Origin of the sequence: Lentzea albidocapillata subsp. violacea, assembly GCF_900100275.1 — a bacterium.
GTDB classification, from domain to species: Bacteria; Actinomycetota; Actinomycetes; order Mycobacteriales; family Pseudonocardiaceae; genus Lentzea; species Lentzea violacea.
In genome coordinates, this window is sequence record NZ_FNET01000021.1 from 66,152 (window position 1) to 81,194 (window position 15,043).

16 protein-coding genes and 2 pseudogenes are annotated in these 15,043 nt (G+C 68.3%); 8 read left to right on the top strand and 10 right to left on the bottom strand.

The features are described from left to right. Positions 1 to 41: 41 nt before the first annotated feature. Positions 42 to 1,001 (bottom strand): annotated as a pseudogene (locus BLR21_RS33200) (acyltransferase family protein); the annotation flags it as partial. Positions 1,002 to 1,139: 138 nt separating this feature from the next. Between BLR21_RS33200 and BLR21_RS33205 the strand changes: the two are divergent. Then, positions 1,140 to 1,817, top strand: coding sequence for an MBL fold metallo-hydrolase (locus BLR21_RS33205; protein WP_090012367.1), 678 nt, complete (start codon positions 1,140 to 1,142; stop codon positions 1,815 to 1,817). Here the strand turns inward: BLR21_RS33205 and BLR21_RS33210 are convergent. Together BLR21_RS33210 and BLR21_RS33215 are read right to left on the bottom strand one after the other, a co-directional pair. Beyond that, positions 1,748 to 3,040, bottom strand: a complete 1,293-nt coding sequence (locus BLR21_RS33210) for a hypothetical protein (protein WP_143027995.1) — start codon at positions 3,038 to 3,040, stop codon at positions 1,748 to 1,750. The genes BLR21_RS33205 and BLR21_RS33210 overlap by 70 nt on opposite strands. Before the next feature lie 39 nt (positions 3,041 to 3,079). Further along, the gene (locus BLR21_RS33215; protein ID WP_143027996.1) at positions 3,080 to 3,661 is read right to left on the bottom strand and encodes a DUF7711 family protein; all 582 of its coding nucleotides are present in this window, start codon (positions 3,659 to 3,661) and stop codon (positions 3,080 to 3,082) included. A gap of 10 nt (positions 3,662 to 3,671) precedes the next feature. Between BLR21_RS33215 and BLR21_RS44465 the strand changes: the two genes are divergently transcribed. From BLR21_RS44465 to rnhA, 4 genes and pseudogenes are all read left to right on the top strand, one after another. Then, a complete protein-coding gene (locus BLR21_RS44465) occupies positions 3,672 to 4,634 on the top strand; it encodes an amidase family protein (RefSeq protein ID WP_090012376.1) in 963 nt (320 codons plus the stop codon). A 44-nt stretch (positions 4,635 to 4,678) separates the two neighbouring features. Next, on the top strand, positions 4,679 to 5,332 hold the full coding sequence (locus BLR21_RS44135) for a hypothetical protein (RefSeq protein ID WP_256335099.1): 654 nt from the start codon (positions 4,679 to 4,681) through the stop codon (positions 5,330 to 5,332). A gap of 51 nt (positions 5,333 to 5,383) precedes the next feature. Further along, positions 5,384 to 5,761, top strand: coding sequence for a DUF1801 domain-containing protein (locus tag BLR21_RS33230; protein ID WP_030476779.1), 378 nt, complete (start codon positions 5,384 to 5,386; stop codon positions 5,759 to 5,761). Between the two features lie 11 nt (positions 5,762 to 5,772). Further along, positions 5,773 to 6,216, top strand: a pseudogene (rnhA, locus tag BLR21_RS33235) (ribonuclease HI); the annotation flags it as partial. A gap of 655 nt (positions 6,217 to 6,871) precedes the next feature. On the opposite strand, the gene BLR21_RS33245 reads toward rnhA, so the two are convergent. Together BLR21_RS33245 and BLR21_RS33250 are read right to left on the bottom strand one after the other, a co-directional pair. Continuing rightward, positions 6,872 to 7,495, bottom strand: a complete 624-nt coding sequence (locus tag BLR21_RS33245; protein WP_256335100.1) for a class I SAM-dependent methyltransferase — start codon at positions 7,493 to 7,495, stop codon at positions 6,872 to 6,874. Beyond that, positions 7,492 to 8,628, bottom strand: a complete 1,137-nt coding sequence (locus BLR21_RS33250) for an aminotransferase-like domain-containing protein (protein ID WP_176929912.1) — start codon at positions 8,626 to 8,628, stop codon at positions 7,492 to 7,494. The genes BLR21_RS33245 and BLR21_RS33250 overlap by 4 nt, the downstream gene beginning before the upstream one ends. Before the next feature lie 101 nt (positions 8,629 to 8,729). Here BLR21_RS33250 and BLR21_RS33255 point away from each other — a divergent pair, with 101 nt between their 5' ends. After that, positions 8,730 to 9,041, top strand: a complete 312-nt coding sequence (locus BLR21_RS33255) for an ArsR/SmtB family transcription factor (RefSeq protein WP_090012383.1) — start codon at positions 8,730 to 8,732, stop codon at positions 9,039 to 9,041. Positions 9,042 to 9,043: 2 nt separating this feature from the next. Continuing rightward, entirely contained in the window at positions 9,044 to 9,934 is an 891-nt protein-coding gene (locus BLR21_RS33260; protein ID WP_256335101.1) for an SRPBCC domain-containing protein, read from the top strand. 55 nt (positions 9,935 to 9,989) lie between these two features. Here the strand turns inward: BLR21_RS33260 and BLR21_RS33265 are convergent, their stop codons facing one another. The 3 genes from BLR21_RS33265 to BLR21_RS33275 form a co-directional block, all read right to left on the bottom strand. Continuing rightward, positions 9,990 to 11,582 carry a hypothetical protein gene (locus tag BLR21_RS33265; RefSeq protein WP_143027997.1) on the bottom strand — a complete coding sequence of 531 codons (1,593 nt, stop codon included), beginning with the start codon at positions 11,580 to 11,582 and terminating at the stop codon, positions 9,990 to 9,992. A 290-nt stretch (positions 11,583 to 11,872) separates the two neighbouring features. Beyond that, the gene (locus BLR21_RS33270; RefSeq protein WP_090012390.1) at positions 11,873 to 12,727 is read right to left on the bottom strand and encodes a helix-turn-helix domain-containing protein; all 855 of its coding nucleotides are present in this window, start codon (positions 12,725 to 12,727) and stop codon (positions 11,873 to 11,875) included. A gap of 181 nt (positions 12,728 to 12,908) precedes the next feature. Next, a complete protein-coding gene (locus BLR21_RS33275; RefSeq protein ID WP_090012392.1) occupies positions 12,909 to 13,088 on the bottom strand; it encodes a DUF397 domain-containing protein in 180 nt (59 codons plus the stop codon). A 486-nt stretch (positions 13,089 to 13,574) separates the two neighbouring features. Here BLR21_RS33275 and BLR21_RS33280 point away from each other — a divergent pair, with 486 nt between their 5' ends. Then, the gene (locus tag BLR21_RS33280) at positions 13,575 to 13,760 is read left to right on the top strand and encodes a hypothetical protein (protein ID WP_143027999.1); all 186 of its coding nucleotides are present in this window, start codon (positions 13,575 to 13,577) and stop codon (positions 13,758 to 13,760) included. On the opposite strand, the gene BLR21_RS33285 is transcribed toward BLR21_RS33280, so the two are convergent. Both BLR21_RS33285 and BLR21_RS33290 read right to left on the bottom strand, forming a co-directional pair. Continuing rightward, positions 13,739 to 13,951, bottom strand: a complete 213-nt coding sequence (locus tag BLR21_RS33285) for a hypothetical protein (protein WP_030476787.1) — start codon at positions 13,949 to 13,951, stop codon at positions 13,739 to 13,741. The two genes, BLR21_RS33280 and BLR21_RS33285, sit on opposite strands and share 22 nt — an antisense overlap. A gap of 28 nt (positions 13,952 to 13,979) precedes the next feature. Continuing rightward, entirely contained in the window at positions 13,980 to 15,041 is a 1,062-nt protein-coding gene (locus tag BLR21_RS33290; RefSeq protein WP_090012397.1) for a DNA polymerase IV, read from the bottom strand. Between the last annotated feature and the right edge of the window lie 2 nt (positions 15,042 to 15,043).

Sequence of the window (15,043 nt, forward strand, 5' to 3'; positions counted from 1 at the left end):
AGCCTGTAGGCGGGGCGTTCGACGAACTTCGTCATCGCCCAGCCGAGCACCAGCGCCGAGGTGACGAAGCCGGCGAGGAGCCACCAGGACCGCAGCCCAACGGCGTGCATGCGGTCCATCACCACGGTGCCGATCTGCTGGTGCACGAGGTAGACCCCGTACGAGATGCCCGCGAGCCACGTCACGGGCCGCGCGATGGGCGTGAAGAACACCCAGTCGGGGCCGGCGGCCGCCGCACACACCATGAGTAGCAACACGGCGAAGCCGAGCGTCGACCCGTACTCGGTCGTGTGAATCGCCTGCGCGACCAGCGTGGCCGTCAGGAGCGCGGCGAGGTGCGGCGTCCTGAGCCTGTCCTTGTGCCAGAGCCAGATCGCGATTCCGGCCGCGAACAACTGCGCCCTGTGCAGCGCGAGACCGTTGTAGACCACGAACAACGCGTGCGAGTGGTCCAGCAACGGCCTCATCAGCAACGGCGTGACGACGAGTGCCCACAGGAAGCCCCGGAGCGGGGTACCTCTCAGGAACTTCACGAGCACGGCACCGGCGACGAACGCGGTGAGCTGCACCGGCACGGTCCAGTAGGCGAAGTCGACGATGTCAACGTCCGGCATCCACTGGTTGATCAGCAACAGGTTGTAGACGACGTCTCTGCCGTCGAGCTGGCTCCACCCCTCCGGCGCGATCCATCTCTGCACCGCGAACGTGAGCAGCACCGCCGCCATGTACGCGGGCAGCAGTCTGGCGAGTCTTCTCCACAGGAACCGCCCTGACTTGCCGCTGTCGAGCGACACACAGGCGAAGAACGCCGAGACGACCATCAACGTGCTGGCGCCCATCGACATCGGGAAGGTGAACGGCAACGGCCCGAGGTCGGGATGGCTGCTGACGCTCGTGAGCGTGGCGTGGTGGAGCAACACGCACCCGATGGCGACGACGCGGAGGACGTCCCAGCTGACCCTGCGGGCAGTCCGGGGCTGCTGTCGTTGCGCTGGAATCACGAGAGGCGGGGACCTGTTCGTTGGTGCTTTCGGGGCAAGCGGCGACTATGAGTCGACCTTTACTTACCCTATGAGTGCAACCTGTATGCAACCTGAAGGTGTGCGCTGCACCGCTTCGAACGACTACCGTCAGCCACCGTGGACGTACACGAGAACTACACCGGACACGTCGATCCAGAGGGTCCCGCGGCCCGCCGCACCCTGGCCGCGCTGACCATCACGAAGATCTCCGTCGGCCCGATGGACAACAACGCCTACCTGCTGGTTTGCCGGTCCACGAACGAAGCGTTGCTCATCGACGCGGCGAACGACCACGAGCGCCTGTCGGACCTGCTGGGCTTCCTCCCGGACCGCCCGCGGCTGCGCACGATCGTGACGACGCACCAGCACGCCGATCACTGGCAGGCACTCGGAGCACTGGCCGGCGCCCACGGCTCGAACACCGTCGCCCACGAACTGGACGCCGCCGTCCTCCCCGTCCCGCCGGACGTCCTCGTGGACCACGGCGACACCATCAACGTGGGAGAAGTCCCGCTTTCGATCATCCACCTGCGCGGCCACACACCGGGCTCGATCGCGGTCCTCTACGACGACCCGGACGGCCGCCCGCACCTCTTCACCGGAGATTCACTCTTTCCGGGGGGTGTGGGGAAGACCACGTCCGCCGACAACTTCGCGTCGCTGATCAACGACGTGGAGGACCGGGTGTTCGCGGTGCTGCCCGACGACACGTGGTTCTACCCCGGTCACGGCGACGACTCGACGCTCGGCAAGGAGCGCCCCTCACTCCCGGAGTGGCGTTCCCGGGGCTGGTAGAGGCCCACGGCCAGGGCCAAGGCGGCGAGCACGAGCAGCACGACCCACACGGAGATGTAGTACTGCTCCGGGAACTGGGTCGTGCTCTTCTCGTAGGCGAGCCACGGCTGGACCAGCTGACGGAAGGCCAGCGTGAAGCCGATCAGCAACGGCCCGAGCGCGACGGGCAGCGCGCGGAGGTCCACCAGTGCGGGGGTGGCCGCGGCGACGGCGGAGGTCACGGCCAGCACACCCAGCGCGACGATCAGCGAGCCGAGCGCGCTGTGGGTCATGTCCGAGTAGGAACCGGTGACCTCGGCGACCAGCCCCATGACGGCGGCGAGTACGGCGCAGGCGGCGGTACCGGCCACGGTCGACCGGCCGAGCTGCGCGGCGAGGATTCCGGCGCCCAGGCCGACCACGGCGGCCGGTGCGTACGTGCCGAACTGGCTGGCGGAGAAGTAGAGCCCGAAGTTGAGGGGCGCGGCCACGGCGAGCAACACGAGGCCCGCGGTCATGGTCCTGAGGAACGCTCCCCTGCCCAGGGCGAGTGTGAGGCCGGCGGTGCAGAGCAGCAGTGCCACGCCCGCGGCCGCTCGTGCCAGCGGCAGCACCAGTTCCTGCTGCAGCAGGATCCCGGCTCCCAGGAGCACGAGCGGCAACAGTGCCGCCGCGGTTCCCGAGATGGCGGCGCGGCGGCTGATGGGTTCGGATCGTGGCGCCTTGTCCGTGTGCACGGCGTGGACCGCGAGGACGGCGCCGAGCACACCGAGCCCTGCCAGCGCGAACACGACTGCCGTCGGGGGAATCGTGCTGTCCAGCCAGTCCATGCCGCGGAACAGCGTGGCCAGCACCTGGACGCCGACCACGGTCGCGGCCATCGCGGCGTCGCGGGTGACGGCCAGCACGCCGATGACGATCAGCACCGCACCGGCGACGCCCAGCGCGTCGATGATGCCGGAGGTGCCCGGCCTCAGACTGAAGATGTGCACCTGCGACTCGACCGACGCGACCAGCACACCAGCGCTGCCCAGGACGAGCAGCCACTGCCAGTGCCTCGTGAGCCACACGCCGGCGATCACCGCTATCGCCGGGAGGCCCAGCGTCGCGACGGAGTACTTGCTGACGCCGAAGTGCGCGCCGTGTGTCGACAGCAGGGCGTGGTCGCTGACGTTGAAAAGAGCGAGGAGCACCAGCGCCACCGGGCCCCAGAGCCATGCGAGCTCGCGGCGATTGTTCTGCACGGCGCGCAATCTAGCGCGGCGGACGTGGTGGTTCCGGCGTCAGTTGACCACGTCGAGCAGGTCCAGATATCCGGTGGTCGTGCGCCACAGGGCGTCGGAGTACGGCGTGAGCTTGCCGGGGCTCCAGCGGTGGTCGGTGTAGGCCTGGTTCTCGCGCCGCAACGCCCTCAGGCTCACCGCGAACTCGTCCTCGACGCGCTGCCGCAGGTCTTCCGCCGACGGCGCGGCCAGGCGCACGAGCTCACCCGTGCCGTCGCTGACCGCGACGAGCGCTTCCTCGTTGATGCCGTCCGCCGCGCTCCAGACCAGCGCGGGCCGTTCGATGCGGTGGTTCCACACCGGAGCGTCCTTCGACCGCCACAGCGCCTCGAACGGGTTGCGCGACAGCCGCGTCGAGTTCGCCCAGTGCTCGGCCCCGACCGGTTCGCTCATCCACGGCACCTCCTCGACCGGCAGGTCCGTCACCAGCGCGACCTCGATGGCGTCGACATCCCGGGGGACGTCGAGCAGCTCGCCGAACACCCACACCTCGACCACCTGGAAGCGGAAGAACGAGGCCGGCAGCTCGCCGCACTTCTCGGCGAGTTCGGCCAGGTGGTGCACAGCGCGAGTCCATTTCACGAGGTGGATCATGCCTGACCGCGTGGCCGAGGCGATGGCACGGCTGGCGTCGGTGGAACCCACGCTGTGTGCGTTCCACGAGGTCTTCCGCACACCCTCTCTTGAGGTCGACCCTTCGCTGCCGTTCGCGGGCATGCCCATCGCGGTGAAGCGAGGCGAACGCCGAAGCCACCGGGAAGCGTTGGTGGCCATGGGTTGCGTGCCGATCGGCCTGACCACCACGCCCGATGGCAGCACCCCGTGGCAGACGTGGGGCCGCAACTCTCGCGGTCTCACCCGCAACCCATGGAACCTGAACCGCACACCGGGCGGTTCGTCCGCGGGTTCGGCCGTCGCGGTGGCGTCCGGCATCGTGCCGCTGGCCACCGGCGTGGACGGCGCGGGCTCGATCCGCGTCCCTGCCGCGTGGTGCGGCGTCCTCGGCCTGAAGACGACCTCGTCCGAACGTGCGGCGGTCGGCGTCTTCACCCGCGACCCGTCCCTGCTCGCGACCTACCTCGGCATCACCGAGGTCAGCTCGCCCTCCGCCGTCTGGTCCACAGACCTGGGCTTCGCCGCGGTCGACGACGAACAGGCGTCGATCGCCTGGCAGGCGGCCGCCGTCCTGCGCCCGCGCCCCGTCTCGCTGTCACTCAAGGACCCCGCCTCCGACTGGTTCGCGGACCGCTGCGGCCCGAATCCGGTGCTGGACTCGTTGTTCGAGACCACGGACCTGCTGCTCACGCCGACCACCCCCGGCCCGCCGCACGGGCACGACGGCCCGGGTCTGCGCATCAACACGGCGCTGACGTGGGCGTTCAACCTCAGCGGACACCCGGCGATCAGCATCCCGGCCGGGTTCGACTCGTGCGGCCTGCCGGTCGGGCTGCAGGCCGTGGCGCGGCACGGCCGGGAAGCGGACCTGGTCGCCGCCGCCCGTGCCGTTCTACAGATTCACCCGATCGAGTGCTTTGGTCCCAATTCACCTCGCTGATCACGGCCCATGCGGTGTCCTCGTCACCCCGAAGGAGGCCACGGATGACGCGAAGAATCGGCGGTGCCGGAGGCGGATCGGATCCGGGAGCAGGCAAGGCCGGCGCGGTGGTGGCGGCCGGGGTGCTAGCGGTGTCGCTCACGGCGGGCGGCGGACTGTCGCTCAGTGGCGGCGCGTCCACGACCACCGTCGACTCGGCCGGGGTCAACCTCACCAGGGCCAAGTCTGAGGGCAGGAAGGCCGCCCGCAACAGCGACGCGGACGGCGCGTGGCGTCAGCTGAACATGCGGACGCTCAAGCGCACGGCCGCACCCGCGCTGGAGTGCGTGTCGCATTCTTTCGGTCAGGTGCGGGAGCACTTCACCCGCAACCCGTGCCGGTCGCTCGATCGGACGCTCTTCGCCGTCGGCGACGACCGGGGCAACGTCGCGGTGGTGTCCGTGGCGTGGGTCGGCTTCCGGAACCGGCGCGACGCGGGAGAGTTCAAGAAACTGATCGACGTGCACGGCACGGGAGACGTCAGCCCGCTCGCCACCCCGTTGCTCGGCTTGGCGAACATCCGCTTCTCCGGGCTGAACTACGCGTCCCGGACGGACGGCAGCAAGGTCGTGATCGCCGAGACCGAGTCCGCGTCCGGGCAGGTGAGCCGTGAGACGCTGGACGCCATGGCGGACATGGCGAGCTGGCTGCCGCACTAGACCGCCCACGGCACGATGTCGAGAAACGGCGAGAGGCTGCGACACAGGGCTATGGACACACGTGTTGACGACTACATCGCCGGGCTGCCGGACTGGCAGCAGGACATCTGCCGCGAGGTGCGCAGGCTCGTGCACGAGGCCGACCCGGACGTCGAGGAGACGATCAAGTTCACGAACCGGCCCTACTTCGTGCTGGACGGCAACGTGTGTGCGTTGCTCGGCACCAAGGACCACGTGAATGTGATGCTCTACGACAAGGCGATCGTGCCGGACCCGCACAACATCATCACGAGCGGCCACGGCAACAAGACCGCGCGCATGATCTCCGTGTACCGCGACCAGCCGATCAACGCTCCGGCGCTCGTCGAGATGTTCCGCCACATCATCGCGAACAACCGTCAGCGCAAGGGTGTCGGACCGCGTCGGTAGCCTCATGCCGCATGGAGGTCGAGATCTACACCGACGGTGCGTGCAGTCCCAATCCCGGACCGGGTGGCTGGGGTGCCGTGCTGCGTTACGGCGCGCACGAGAAGGACATGTACGGCGGTGACATCGGCCCGACGACGAACAACCGCATGGAACTGATGGCCCCCATCATGGCGTTGGAGAGCCTCACCCGCCCGTCCACCGTGAACCTGTACACGGACAGCACCTATGTCCGGAACGGCATCACGTCGTGGGTGCACGGCTGGAAGTCGAACGGCTGGCTCACGAAGGCCCGTGAGCCGGTCAAGAACTCCGACCTGTGGCGCCGCCTGGAGGAAGCCGCCGACCGGCACGAGGTCGAGTGGCACTGGGTCAAGGGCCACTCGGGTCACCCGGAGAACGAGCGCGCCGACCGTCTCGCCGTGCGCGGTGTCGAAGAAGTGACGGGGCGTGAAGTCAAGCAGCCCCAGGCGAAGCCGAAGAAGGCCGCGAAGCCCAAGCAGCCGCGCGAACTGAGCGGCGAACCGTGCGGCGCGCCCACGAAGAAGGGCACGCCCTGCCCGATCACGGCGGGCTCGAACGGCCTGTGTCACATCCACGACCCGGCGTTGCAGTGCGGTGCCACCACGAAGAAGGGCACGCCGTGCTCCATCGCCACCGGCGGCGGCCGGTGCGACCGCCACCAGAACGCGCTCGAACTGTTCGCGTGAGCGCTCGCGAACCGGCGTAGCGTCGCCGACGCGCTCCCCGAATCCGCCAGGCCGGTGCTGGAGTCCAAGGCACTCGGCCACCTCCTGACGCTCGGCCAGGACGGTTCCCCGCAGGTCACCATCGTCTGGCTGGGCTGGACGACGAGATCGTCTCCGGTCACCTGGCGCAGCACCAGAAGGTGCGCAACATCCGCAACGACGGCCGGGTTGTACTGTCGGTCGAGACGCCCAACGTCAACGACCACGGCCTGCAGGATTACCTCGTCGTCTACGGAACTGCTCCAACGCCTCGCGCACACCTACCTCGGCCGGGAGGTGAAGTTCCCGTCGATGGACAACCCGCCAGCGGGGGGTCGTCACGCGCATCAAGGTCGACCGCGTGGCGGGCGTCGGCCCTTGGGCCTCATAACGGCTCGTAGCGGGAATCGACAGCAGGCTGACCCGTGTAGTTCGGGCCGGCCCTGTCGTCGGCGCCTAGGTAGGCGAACGGCAGGCTCGGCCTGCCCTGCCCTTCGAAGCTGACCAGACGCTTGCGCGTGTCGTAGCGGAATCCGTTGTCCCGCAGAGCTTTGGTCAACATACGACCAAACGGGGTACCGTCGGCGCGGCGCACACTGGCAACGTCGAAGTTCGCCACGAACCGGCCGGCGGGTGCGAGCCAGGACGCGGCCCGTGCCAGCAGGCCGAGCTTGTCGCCCACGTAGTGCAGGCCGTGGACGCACGTCACCAGGTCGACGGGCCTAGTGGGCTTCCACTGGTCTACCGGCGCGACGACGAAGCGCAGTCCGCGACGTGCGCGCACGTGGTGGTCGACCAAATCCACCCCGGTGATCGTCACGTCTTCCCGCGCGGCCTCGGCCAGCGCCTTTCCCGAACCGCAGCACAGGTCCACCCACCAGGCACCCGGTCTCAACGCGAGATCGCTTCCCAGTTCGCGGCGGTAGCTCACCAGACCTCGTTCGCGGTTCATCTCGCAGTTCGCGACGACCGGCGAACTCCACAGCGCCTCGTCGTCCAGCAGGCTCACAGCAGCACCTTCGCCAGGCGCGCCATGCCCTCCCCGATCTCCTCCACCGTGTTGGCCGTGAACGAAAGCCGCAACGTCGCGTGATCCGGCGTCGTCGCGAAGAAAGCCGCGCCGGGCACGAAGGCGACATCGTGCTGCAGGGCGTCCTTCAGCAGCACGGCGCTGTCCGCGTCGCCGGGTAGCCGCAGCCACACGAACATGCCGCCGTCCGGGTCGCTCCACGTCGTGCCGGCGGGCATGGTCGCGGGCAGCGCGGCGAGCATCGCGTCGCGGCGGGCGCCGTACTCGGCGCACAGGCGGGAGATGTGGGCGTCGAGGTCGTTGTTCGCCAGGTAGGCCGCGGCGGCGGCCTGGTCCACTGTGGACGTGTGCAGGTCGGCGGCCTGCTTCACGATCGTCAAGGTGCGCAACAGGTCGGCGGGGGCCCTCAGCCAGCCGAGGCGCATGCCGGGGGCGCCGATCTTCGAGAAGCTGCCCAGGTAGATGGTCCTGTCGCTCATCGACGCGAGCGGGGGGACGGCGGAGCCGCGGTAGCGGAGTTCGCCGTACGGGTCGTCCTCCACGATCCACAGGTCATGAGCCGCGGCGATCTCCGCGATCTCCGCCCGGCGCGCGGCGGAGAGGGTGCGGCCGGTCGGGTTCCCGAACGTCGGCACCAGGTAGAGCAGCCCTGGCTGCTCGGCGGCGACGACGGACCGCAGCGACGAGGGAACCAGGCCGTCGGCGTCGCTCGCGACGGGCACGATCCCGGCGCCGGTCATCTGGAAGCACTGCAGCGCCGCCAGGTACGTCGGTTCCTCGACCGCCACGACGGCGCCCGGCCCGAGCATCGCGGTGGCCACGAGCGCGAGCGCCTGCTGGGAGCCGGTCGTGATCAGGACGTCCGACGTGGGCAGTCCGCGACCGGTCAGGCGCGCCGAGACCAGGTCGCGCAGCGCCGGATCTCCTTCTGTGGGGGCGTATTGCAGCACGGAGCGGTCTCGCAGGGCGAGGTCGTAGGCGGCGCGCACACCGTCCAGGTCGAACAGTTCGGGGGCGGGCAGCCCGCCGGCGAACGAGATGACCTCGGGGCGGGAGGTCAGCGCGAGCAGGTCGCGCACCGGGGAACTGGCCACGGAGAGGGTGCGGTGCATGAACTTCACGTTAATCGGCACCGCCTGACTCCGGACGCCCATTTTCTGCCGGTCTCACGGGCTGGATGGTGCCTATATGCCGATCGGGCTATATTGCTGGCATGACATCTACATTCGCCGTGCTGGCGGATCCGAGTCGCCGGGAGATCCTCGACCTGCTGCGGGAACGCGAGCGGCCGGTCGGCGACCTCGTCGACCGGCTGACACTCACCCAGCCGACCGTCTCGAAACACCTCAGGGTGTTGCGCGAGGCCGGTCTCGTCGAGGTGCGCACCGACGCCCAGAAGCGCTGGTACCGGGTCTCGCCGGGGCCGCTGGCGGAGATCGACGCCTGGCTCGCGCCGTACCGGCGGATGTGGGAGAAGAGCCTCGACGCACTGGAACGCCGACTCGACGAGATCGAAGGGGACTGACCGTGGACGCCGAACTGCGGATGATCGAGGGCAAGCCCGTGCTGCGCTTCGAGCGCACACTGCGGCACTCGCCGGAGAAGGTCTGGCGGGTCGTCACCGATCCGGCCGAGATGAAGCACTGGTTCCCGGCCGAGGTCGAGATCGACGGCAGGAGGATGCGCTTCACGTTCCCCGACGAGGCGCCGGTGGACTCCGACGGCGGCGAGGGCGAACTGCTGGAGTCCGACCCGCCGAAGGTCTTCGCCTTCCGCTGGCTCACCGACGTGCTGCGCTTCGAGATCCTGCCGCGCGAGGCCGGCTGCCTGCTGGTCTTCACCGCGGTCGTCACGAACAGGCTGTCGGTGGGCCGCGACGCACCGGGCTGGGCCACCTGCCTCGACGCCCTGGTCGCGCACGCCGACGGCACGGAGTTCGAGCCGCCCGCGGAGTGGCTGTCGCGGATCGAGCACTACGTCAGGCACTTCGGCCTCGACGAGGGCACCGACGAACCGCAGGGCGTGCGCTTCGAACGCGATCTGGTGTGGGCGCCGCTGGACGACGTCTGGAAGCTCCTCACCGAGAAGACCGAGGACACCGAGAACGGTGTACCGGTCCGCGCCGCGCATCCCGGGATCACGCCGGGCGAGGTCACGACGTCCGAGGCGCCGCGCCTGCTGGAGTACGAGTGGCTGCAGGACGGCGAGCCGCACGGCAAGGTGCGCTGGGAGTTCGAGCACGTACCGCTGCAGGGCACCACGGTCACGCTCGTCCAGGAGAACGCCCACGGCCCCGCAGCGCTCGCGGCCTGGCACGTGCACCTCGAACTGTTCTTCGCGGCCACGCAGGGCGAGATCCGCTGCCCGTGGCCCGCGGACCGGGAGGAGGAACTGGCCCGGCGCTACTCCGGGCGCTGACCGGACATCACGAGCGCGGCCGTTCCCGAACCGAGGTCCGGCCGCGCCGAGGACCTCAGTCGTGCTGCACGCGGTCAATGAGACACACCCAGTCCGGCGCACTTCGCCGGACGAGCCGTCTCGGTGTCCTCAACTCGTGTTCCAGCACCGCGCGCCGCCGATCTCCCGGATTCGGCGCGAGTTCCTCGAGCCGGTCGAGGTCGGCTGGGGTGAGACGGACGTCGGTCACCTTCGAGGCGTCGTACCTCGCGATCTTCCACCAGCAGGTGTCCGCGGCGCGCTCGCAGCCGAGTCTCCGGTACGACTCCTCCGCGGCGACCAGGTCGCGCAGCGCCGCGGCCTTCTCCCTGGTGGCGAACAGGAGGTCGGCTCTTACCTGCCGGGACTTGGCCACCACCTCGGGGAAGTCCGCGGTGGCGATGACGGCCGTGACCAGTTCCTTGCCCTCGTTGTACTTCTTGTCGGCAAGGCACAACCGAGCCTGCAGCACCGCTAGCCAGTGATAGGGCTCCGTTCCCGGTGTCAGCACCGTCTCGGCCGCGTGCGCCCGCCGGACCGCTGCCGCGAGTTCATCGGGACACCCCGTCGACTCGTACCGAAGCAGTTGCAGTTCCGCGTGCAGCGAGGCGCACACCCCGAGCTCCTCGCTGGTCGGACCGCCGATCGAGCTGAACAGCTCCTTCGCGATCATCAACAGGTGCACGCCCTTGCCGAGGTAGTACTCGTGGTCGTACCCGACCGCCTCGGCGGCGAGGTGCAGGAAGACCCTCGCCTCGGCACGCTTCCCCCGCGCGGCCGTCTTCAGATCGCGGACCTTCTCCGCGATGTGCGTGCCGTCCTGCGCCATCAGGGTCGCCTCGCTGAAACGGTGCTCACGCAGCAGATGCCACGCTTGCCCCGCGACGAGCACCTTCGCCTTCAGCTCCTCCTCGCCCCTCAACGGCGGCCCGGACGCCAACGTCCGCAGGCACACCTCGGACAGGCGCCGAACCAGCCGGACGTCACCGCGGGCCTTGGCCACGGCCGCGACCGACTCGAACCCTCTGACCAGTTCGAAGTCACCGGCGCCGCGCTCCACCAGCTCCCGCGCCAGCAGGTACGCCTTCTCCGAGGACAACGGCTCTGCCTGCAGACCGCTCAACGTCGCACGGGTGCGGTACACCTCGTCGCTCTCCCGCACGGCGGGCGACGGGCGGCTGCGGCTGCCCTCCTCAAGCGCTTTGAGACTCCGCACCAGTTCCTCCTCACCGTCGCGAGTGCTCGGATCGAACCGATGAACCACGAGCTGTTGCAGCAAGGCCGGCAGCGAGTTCACCTCGATCCCCGGCGGCACGACGACCACCACCGGACACCTGTCCGCCCCGACGTGGTGGTAGAGCTTCTGCCGGATCAGCCCCAGCTCGTAGCGGACACCGAGGCGTTCCATGAAATCGTTGGACAGCAACGCTTTCAGGTACGACTCCGACACGATCACCACGATGATGCGTTCCCGGACCGCGTTCTCCATCCAGGCCTGGATGGACATCGGATGAGAGGAGCTCAGATCGGCGTCCCAGAGCACGTCGAAACCATGCCCCCGCAATACCTCGACCACCGGCGCCGCGATCTGCCCTCCGTCGCTACAGCTGTAGCTAGCGAATATGCCCATCTCGCCGACCTCCCCCGTCTCGCGCGCAGGGAACGAGGGGAAGGATGGGATTTCTGGTGCTGCTGCACATGGTGCGCCTCCTGGGGACCGGGTTCGACGAACAGATCCGGGCTGGATCAGTGCGGCGAGGGCCAATCACCTGAAGGGGACCTGGATGGCGGAACTCATCAGGGGTCGAACGTCATACGCTGACGAACGGCGACATCGCCTCGCCTCATGGGACTTGGGGTCGGTATCGGTTGCCATCGGGCAGGTGGCTGTTCCAGCAGCCACCCGCCCGGCCACAGCGATCAAACGCCTCCCAGTTGTTCCAGTCGCCGGTCGATCACGTTCGGGGTCTCGCTCGCCGGCAGGGCGAACTTCTCCAGCTGGTAGAAGTAGTTCAGGTACTCCTTCAGTTCCGGCCCCGCGGTGAGCAGGTTGTCCTTGTACGGCTGCTCGATCAGCAACGCGAAGTCGTCCTCGTCCTCGGAGAAGGCGAGAACGGAGAACGAACTCTTCATCGCCGGGTGGATGCCCTTGGCGAACGGCAGGATCTGGATCGTCACGTGCGGCAGCGCGGCGACCTCCTTGATCCTCACGAGCTGGCGCCGCAGCACGTCCTCGCTGCCGATCACCCGGTGCAGCACGGCCTCGTCGACGATGATGAAGATCTCGGGACCGTCAGGCTCCAGCACCGACTGGCGGTGCAGGCGAATCTCGACGCCACGCGCGATGGCGGCCTCATCGGGAGCGTTGCCGGCGACCAGCACGCGCGCGTAGTCCGAGATCTGCAGCAGTCCGGGAACGACGTTCAGCTGACACTGCCGAAATCGGATGGCGGACGTCTCCAGTTCCAGGAACCTGGCGAACTGCTCGCTGAAGAACCCCTTGTACTTGTCCATCCACGCGGAACGCGAGCGTTTGATGGCCCTGGCCAGCCCGACGAGCTCGTCGACTCGCTCCTTGTCCGTCACCCCGTAGTGGAAGAGCAGGGCCTGGACATCGGTGACCGAGACCTTGTTCTCACCCTTCTCGACCCTGATCAGCTTTGAGACCGACCAGTCGAGAGCCTCCGCGACGGCCTGCTGGGTGAGTTCTAGATCGTCCCGCATCTGCCTGAGCTCGTCGAGCAGGCGTTTCTGCAGAACAACGGGACTGTTCACGGTGGTAACACGTCTCCCTTCATTCTGCTAGGTAGCAGAATGGTAGCGCTCCAAAAGCGCATACTCGTAGTGCTGTCAACCATTTGGCAGACAGCAGAAGGAGATACACCAAAAAAGAGCGGCTACTTCAGGGGCACACCAAGACGTGATCAAGACTTGACCACACGATCGGGCGATTGACTCAGGTCCGGAGTGCTGCCGCAACGAACGCGAGCCAGCTTGTCAGCGACACTTCGAGTCGTCGGCCGGCGTTCTTGGAGTCCCTGATCCACACGGTCGTACCGGTGCTCGCGCACTCCAGGCAATTGTCGCCGCTGGCGCTGCTGTACGAGCTGCGGATCCACCTGAGCTGTGAAGCCATTCGTCGCTCCCATCGCACGGGGTCCCCGACCGAACCCACAGTCCTCGGCCCGGCCCGCCCGCGTGCACCCCGGGAGGGCGGCGGAGGGAACGCCTCCAACCCGATGAGGCCACAACTCAGAGTAAATCAACGGGGACGGTCATCAACACCGCCAGAGGTACGCCGTAGCAAGGGAAAGAGGACACATCAAGGACACCGCGCATGCGGAACCGTTGACATCACTTGGAATCAGCGGGCTAGGGTCCGCACCATGACCGGGGTGCAGGTGGAACAGGAAGGCGAGCTGTGGGGGCGCGAGGCCGGGCAGCGGGCAGCGCTGGGCGCGCAGATGTCCATGCCTGCCTGGAAGATCGCATGATCGCGCTCGCGCGGCAGGCGAGCACCGCCGAGTTCCACGAGGTGCCGCTGGGGCGGTTGCCTTGGCAGGACGGCACGTTCGACGTCGTGACGGCGTTCAGCGCTTAGGTGCTTCCCGACGAGGCCACGATGCTGCGCAGCTTCCTGAGCGTGGGCAGCTACCAGCGCGTCATCGAGAGCGAAGGGGAGGAGAAAGTCGCGGATAAAATCAGAGCCGCGGTCGAACCGTTCCAAAACCAGGACGGCACCTATCGGTTTTCGAACCGGTACCTGATGTCGGTCTTCCGCAAAGATCAGGCGGCGAGCATCTCGTAGCCCGCCGTGGTCAGCGCGGCGGGGCCCGGACGGGTGCTGATCAGGCCCGCGGTCCTCAGCCGCAGCCCGGCGAACTGGTCGGCGCAGCACAGGCCGTCGACGAGCAGGGAGCTTCCGGCGATCTCGCAGCGGCCGTCGGCGACTGCTCTGAGAACGGCCCGGTCGCGGTGTGTGAGCGATGATTCGGTCATCTTCTTCTCCTAGCGGTGCATCCTCTACTTACTGATACGTCGAAGGAGAAGGTTCCGGTTCGACATCATCGTCGGAGAATTCCGCGCGTACTCCGAGAAGACGGACGGCACGGCCGTGTTCGAAGCGGTCCAGCACGACCAGGGCGGCGGCCGCCAGCTCCTCTGCGGAGGACGTCGGCGCAGGTAGCTTCATCAGCCGCACCTTCGTGAAGAACGGCACGAACCGCACCTTCACGCCCACGCGCACGACAGGACGTCCCTCGGCGACGACGTCTACAGCCACCTGGTGCGCCAGCGCCACGACCTCGCGGCGGATGTCGTCCATCGACACCAGGTCCTGCTGGAAGGTCTTCTCGTGGCTGCGGGACTTCACCACCCACGGCGTCGCGCTCACGACCGTGTCCCCCGCGCCCTGGGCGACGGTCCGGTAGTACGGGCCCATCCGCGGGCCGAAACGCAGGGCCAGCTCCTCCACCGGCGCGGAAGCCAGGTCCGTCACGGTCACGAGGCCCAGCTCGGCGAGCTTGCGCTCGGTCTTCGCGCCGATGCCCCACAGCGCGGACGTCGGCCGGTGGCCCATCACCTCGACCCAGTTCTCCCTGGTGAGCTGGAAGACGCCGGCGGGCTTGCCGAACTCGGTCGCGATCTTGGCCCGCAGCTTGTTGTCGCCGATGCCCACCGAGCAGTGCAGACCGGTCCTCTCCACCACCGCCGCCTGGATCGACCGCGCGAACGCCACCGGGTCGTCCGCCGAGATGCCGACGAACGCCTCGTCCCACCCCATCACCTCGACGACCACGGGGAACGAGCGCAGCACGGCCATCACGTCCGCCGACGCCGCCTCGTACAGCGCGTGGTCGACCGGCAGGTAGACGGCGTCGGGCAGCTTCCTGAACGCGGTCCGCAGCGGCAGTCCCGAGCGCACGCCGAACTCGCGCGCCTCGTAGGACGCGGTGGCCACGACCGCGCGTTCGGTCGGGTCGCCGTTGCCGCCCACCACCACGGGCCTGCCACGCAACGACGGATCGCGCAGCACCTCGACCGCCGCGATGAACTGGTCGAGGTCCACGTGCAGGACCCAGTCCGCCATGC

Excerpts from the sequence above, each read along its gene's own strand:
- BLR21_RS44465 (WP_090012376.1), top strand. The coding sequence starts at position 3,672 with ATGCCTGACCGCGTGGCCGAGGCGATGGCACGGCTGGCGTCGGTGGAA.
- BLR21_RS44135 (WP_256335099.1), top strand. The coding sequence starts at position 4,679 with ATGACGCGAAGAATCGGCGGTGCCGGAGGCGGATCGGATCCGGGAGCA.
- BLR21_RS33230 (WP_030476779.1), top strand. The coding sequence starts at position 5,384 with ATGGACACACGTGTTGACGACTACATCGCCGGGCTGCCGGACTGGCAG.
- BLR21_RS33250 (WP_176929912.1), bottom strand. The coding sequence starts at position 8,628 with ATGCACCGCACCCTCTCCGTGGCCAGTTCCCCGGTGCGCGACCTGCTC.
- BLR21_RS33255 (WP_090012383.1), top strand. The coding sequence starts at position 8,730 with ATGACATCTACATTCGCCGTGCTGGCGGATCCGAGTCGCCGGGAGATC.
- BLR21_RS33265 (WP_143027997.1), bottom strand. The coding sequence starts at position 11,582 with ATGGGCATATTCGCTAGCTACAGCTGTAGCGACGGAGGGCAGATCGCG.
- BLR21_RS33275 (WP_090012392.1), bottom strand. The coding sequence starts at position 13,088 with ATGGCTTCACAGCTCAGGTGGATCCGCAGCTCGTACAGCAGCGCCAGC.
- BLR21_RS33280 (WP_143027999.1), top strand. The coding sequence starts at position 13,575 with ATGCTGCGCAGCTTCCTGAGCGTGGGCAGCTACCAGCGCGTCATCGAG.
- BLR21_RS33285 (WP_030476787.1), bottom strand. The coding sequence starts at position 13,951 with ATGACCGAATCATCGCTCACACACCGCGACCGGGCCGTTCTCAGAGCA.
- BLR21_RS33290 (WP_090012397.1), bottom strand. The coding sequence starts at position 15,041 with ATGGCGGACTGGGTCCTGCACGTGGACCTCGACCAGTTCATCGCGGCG.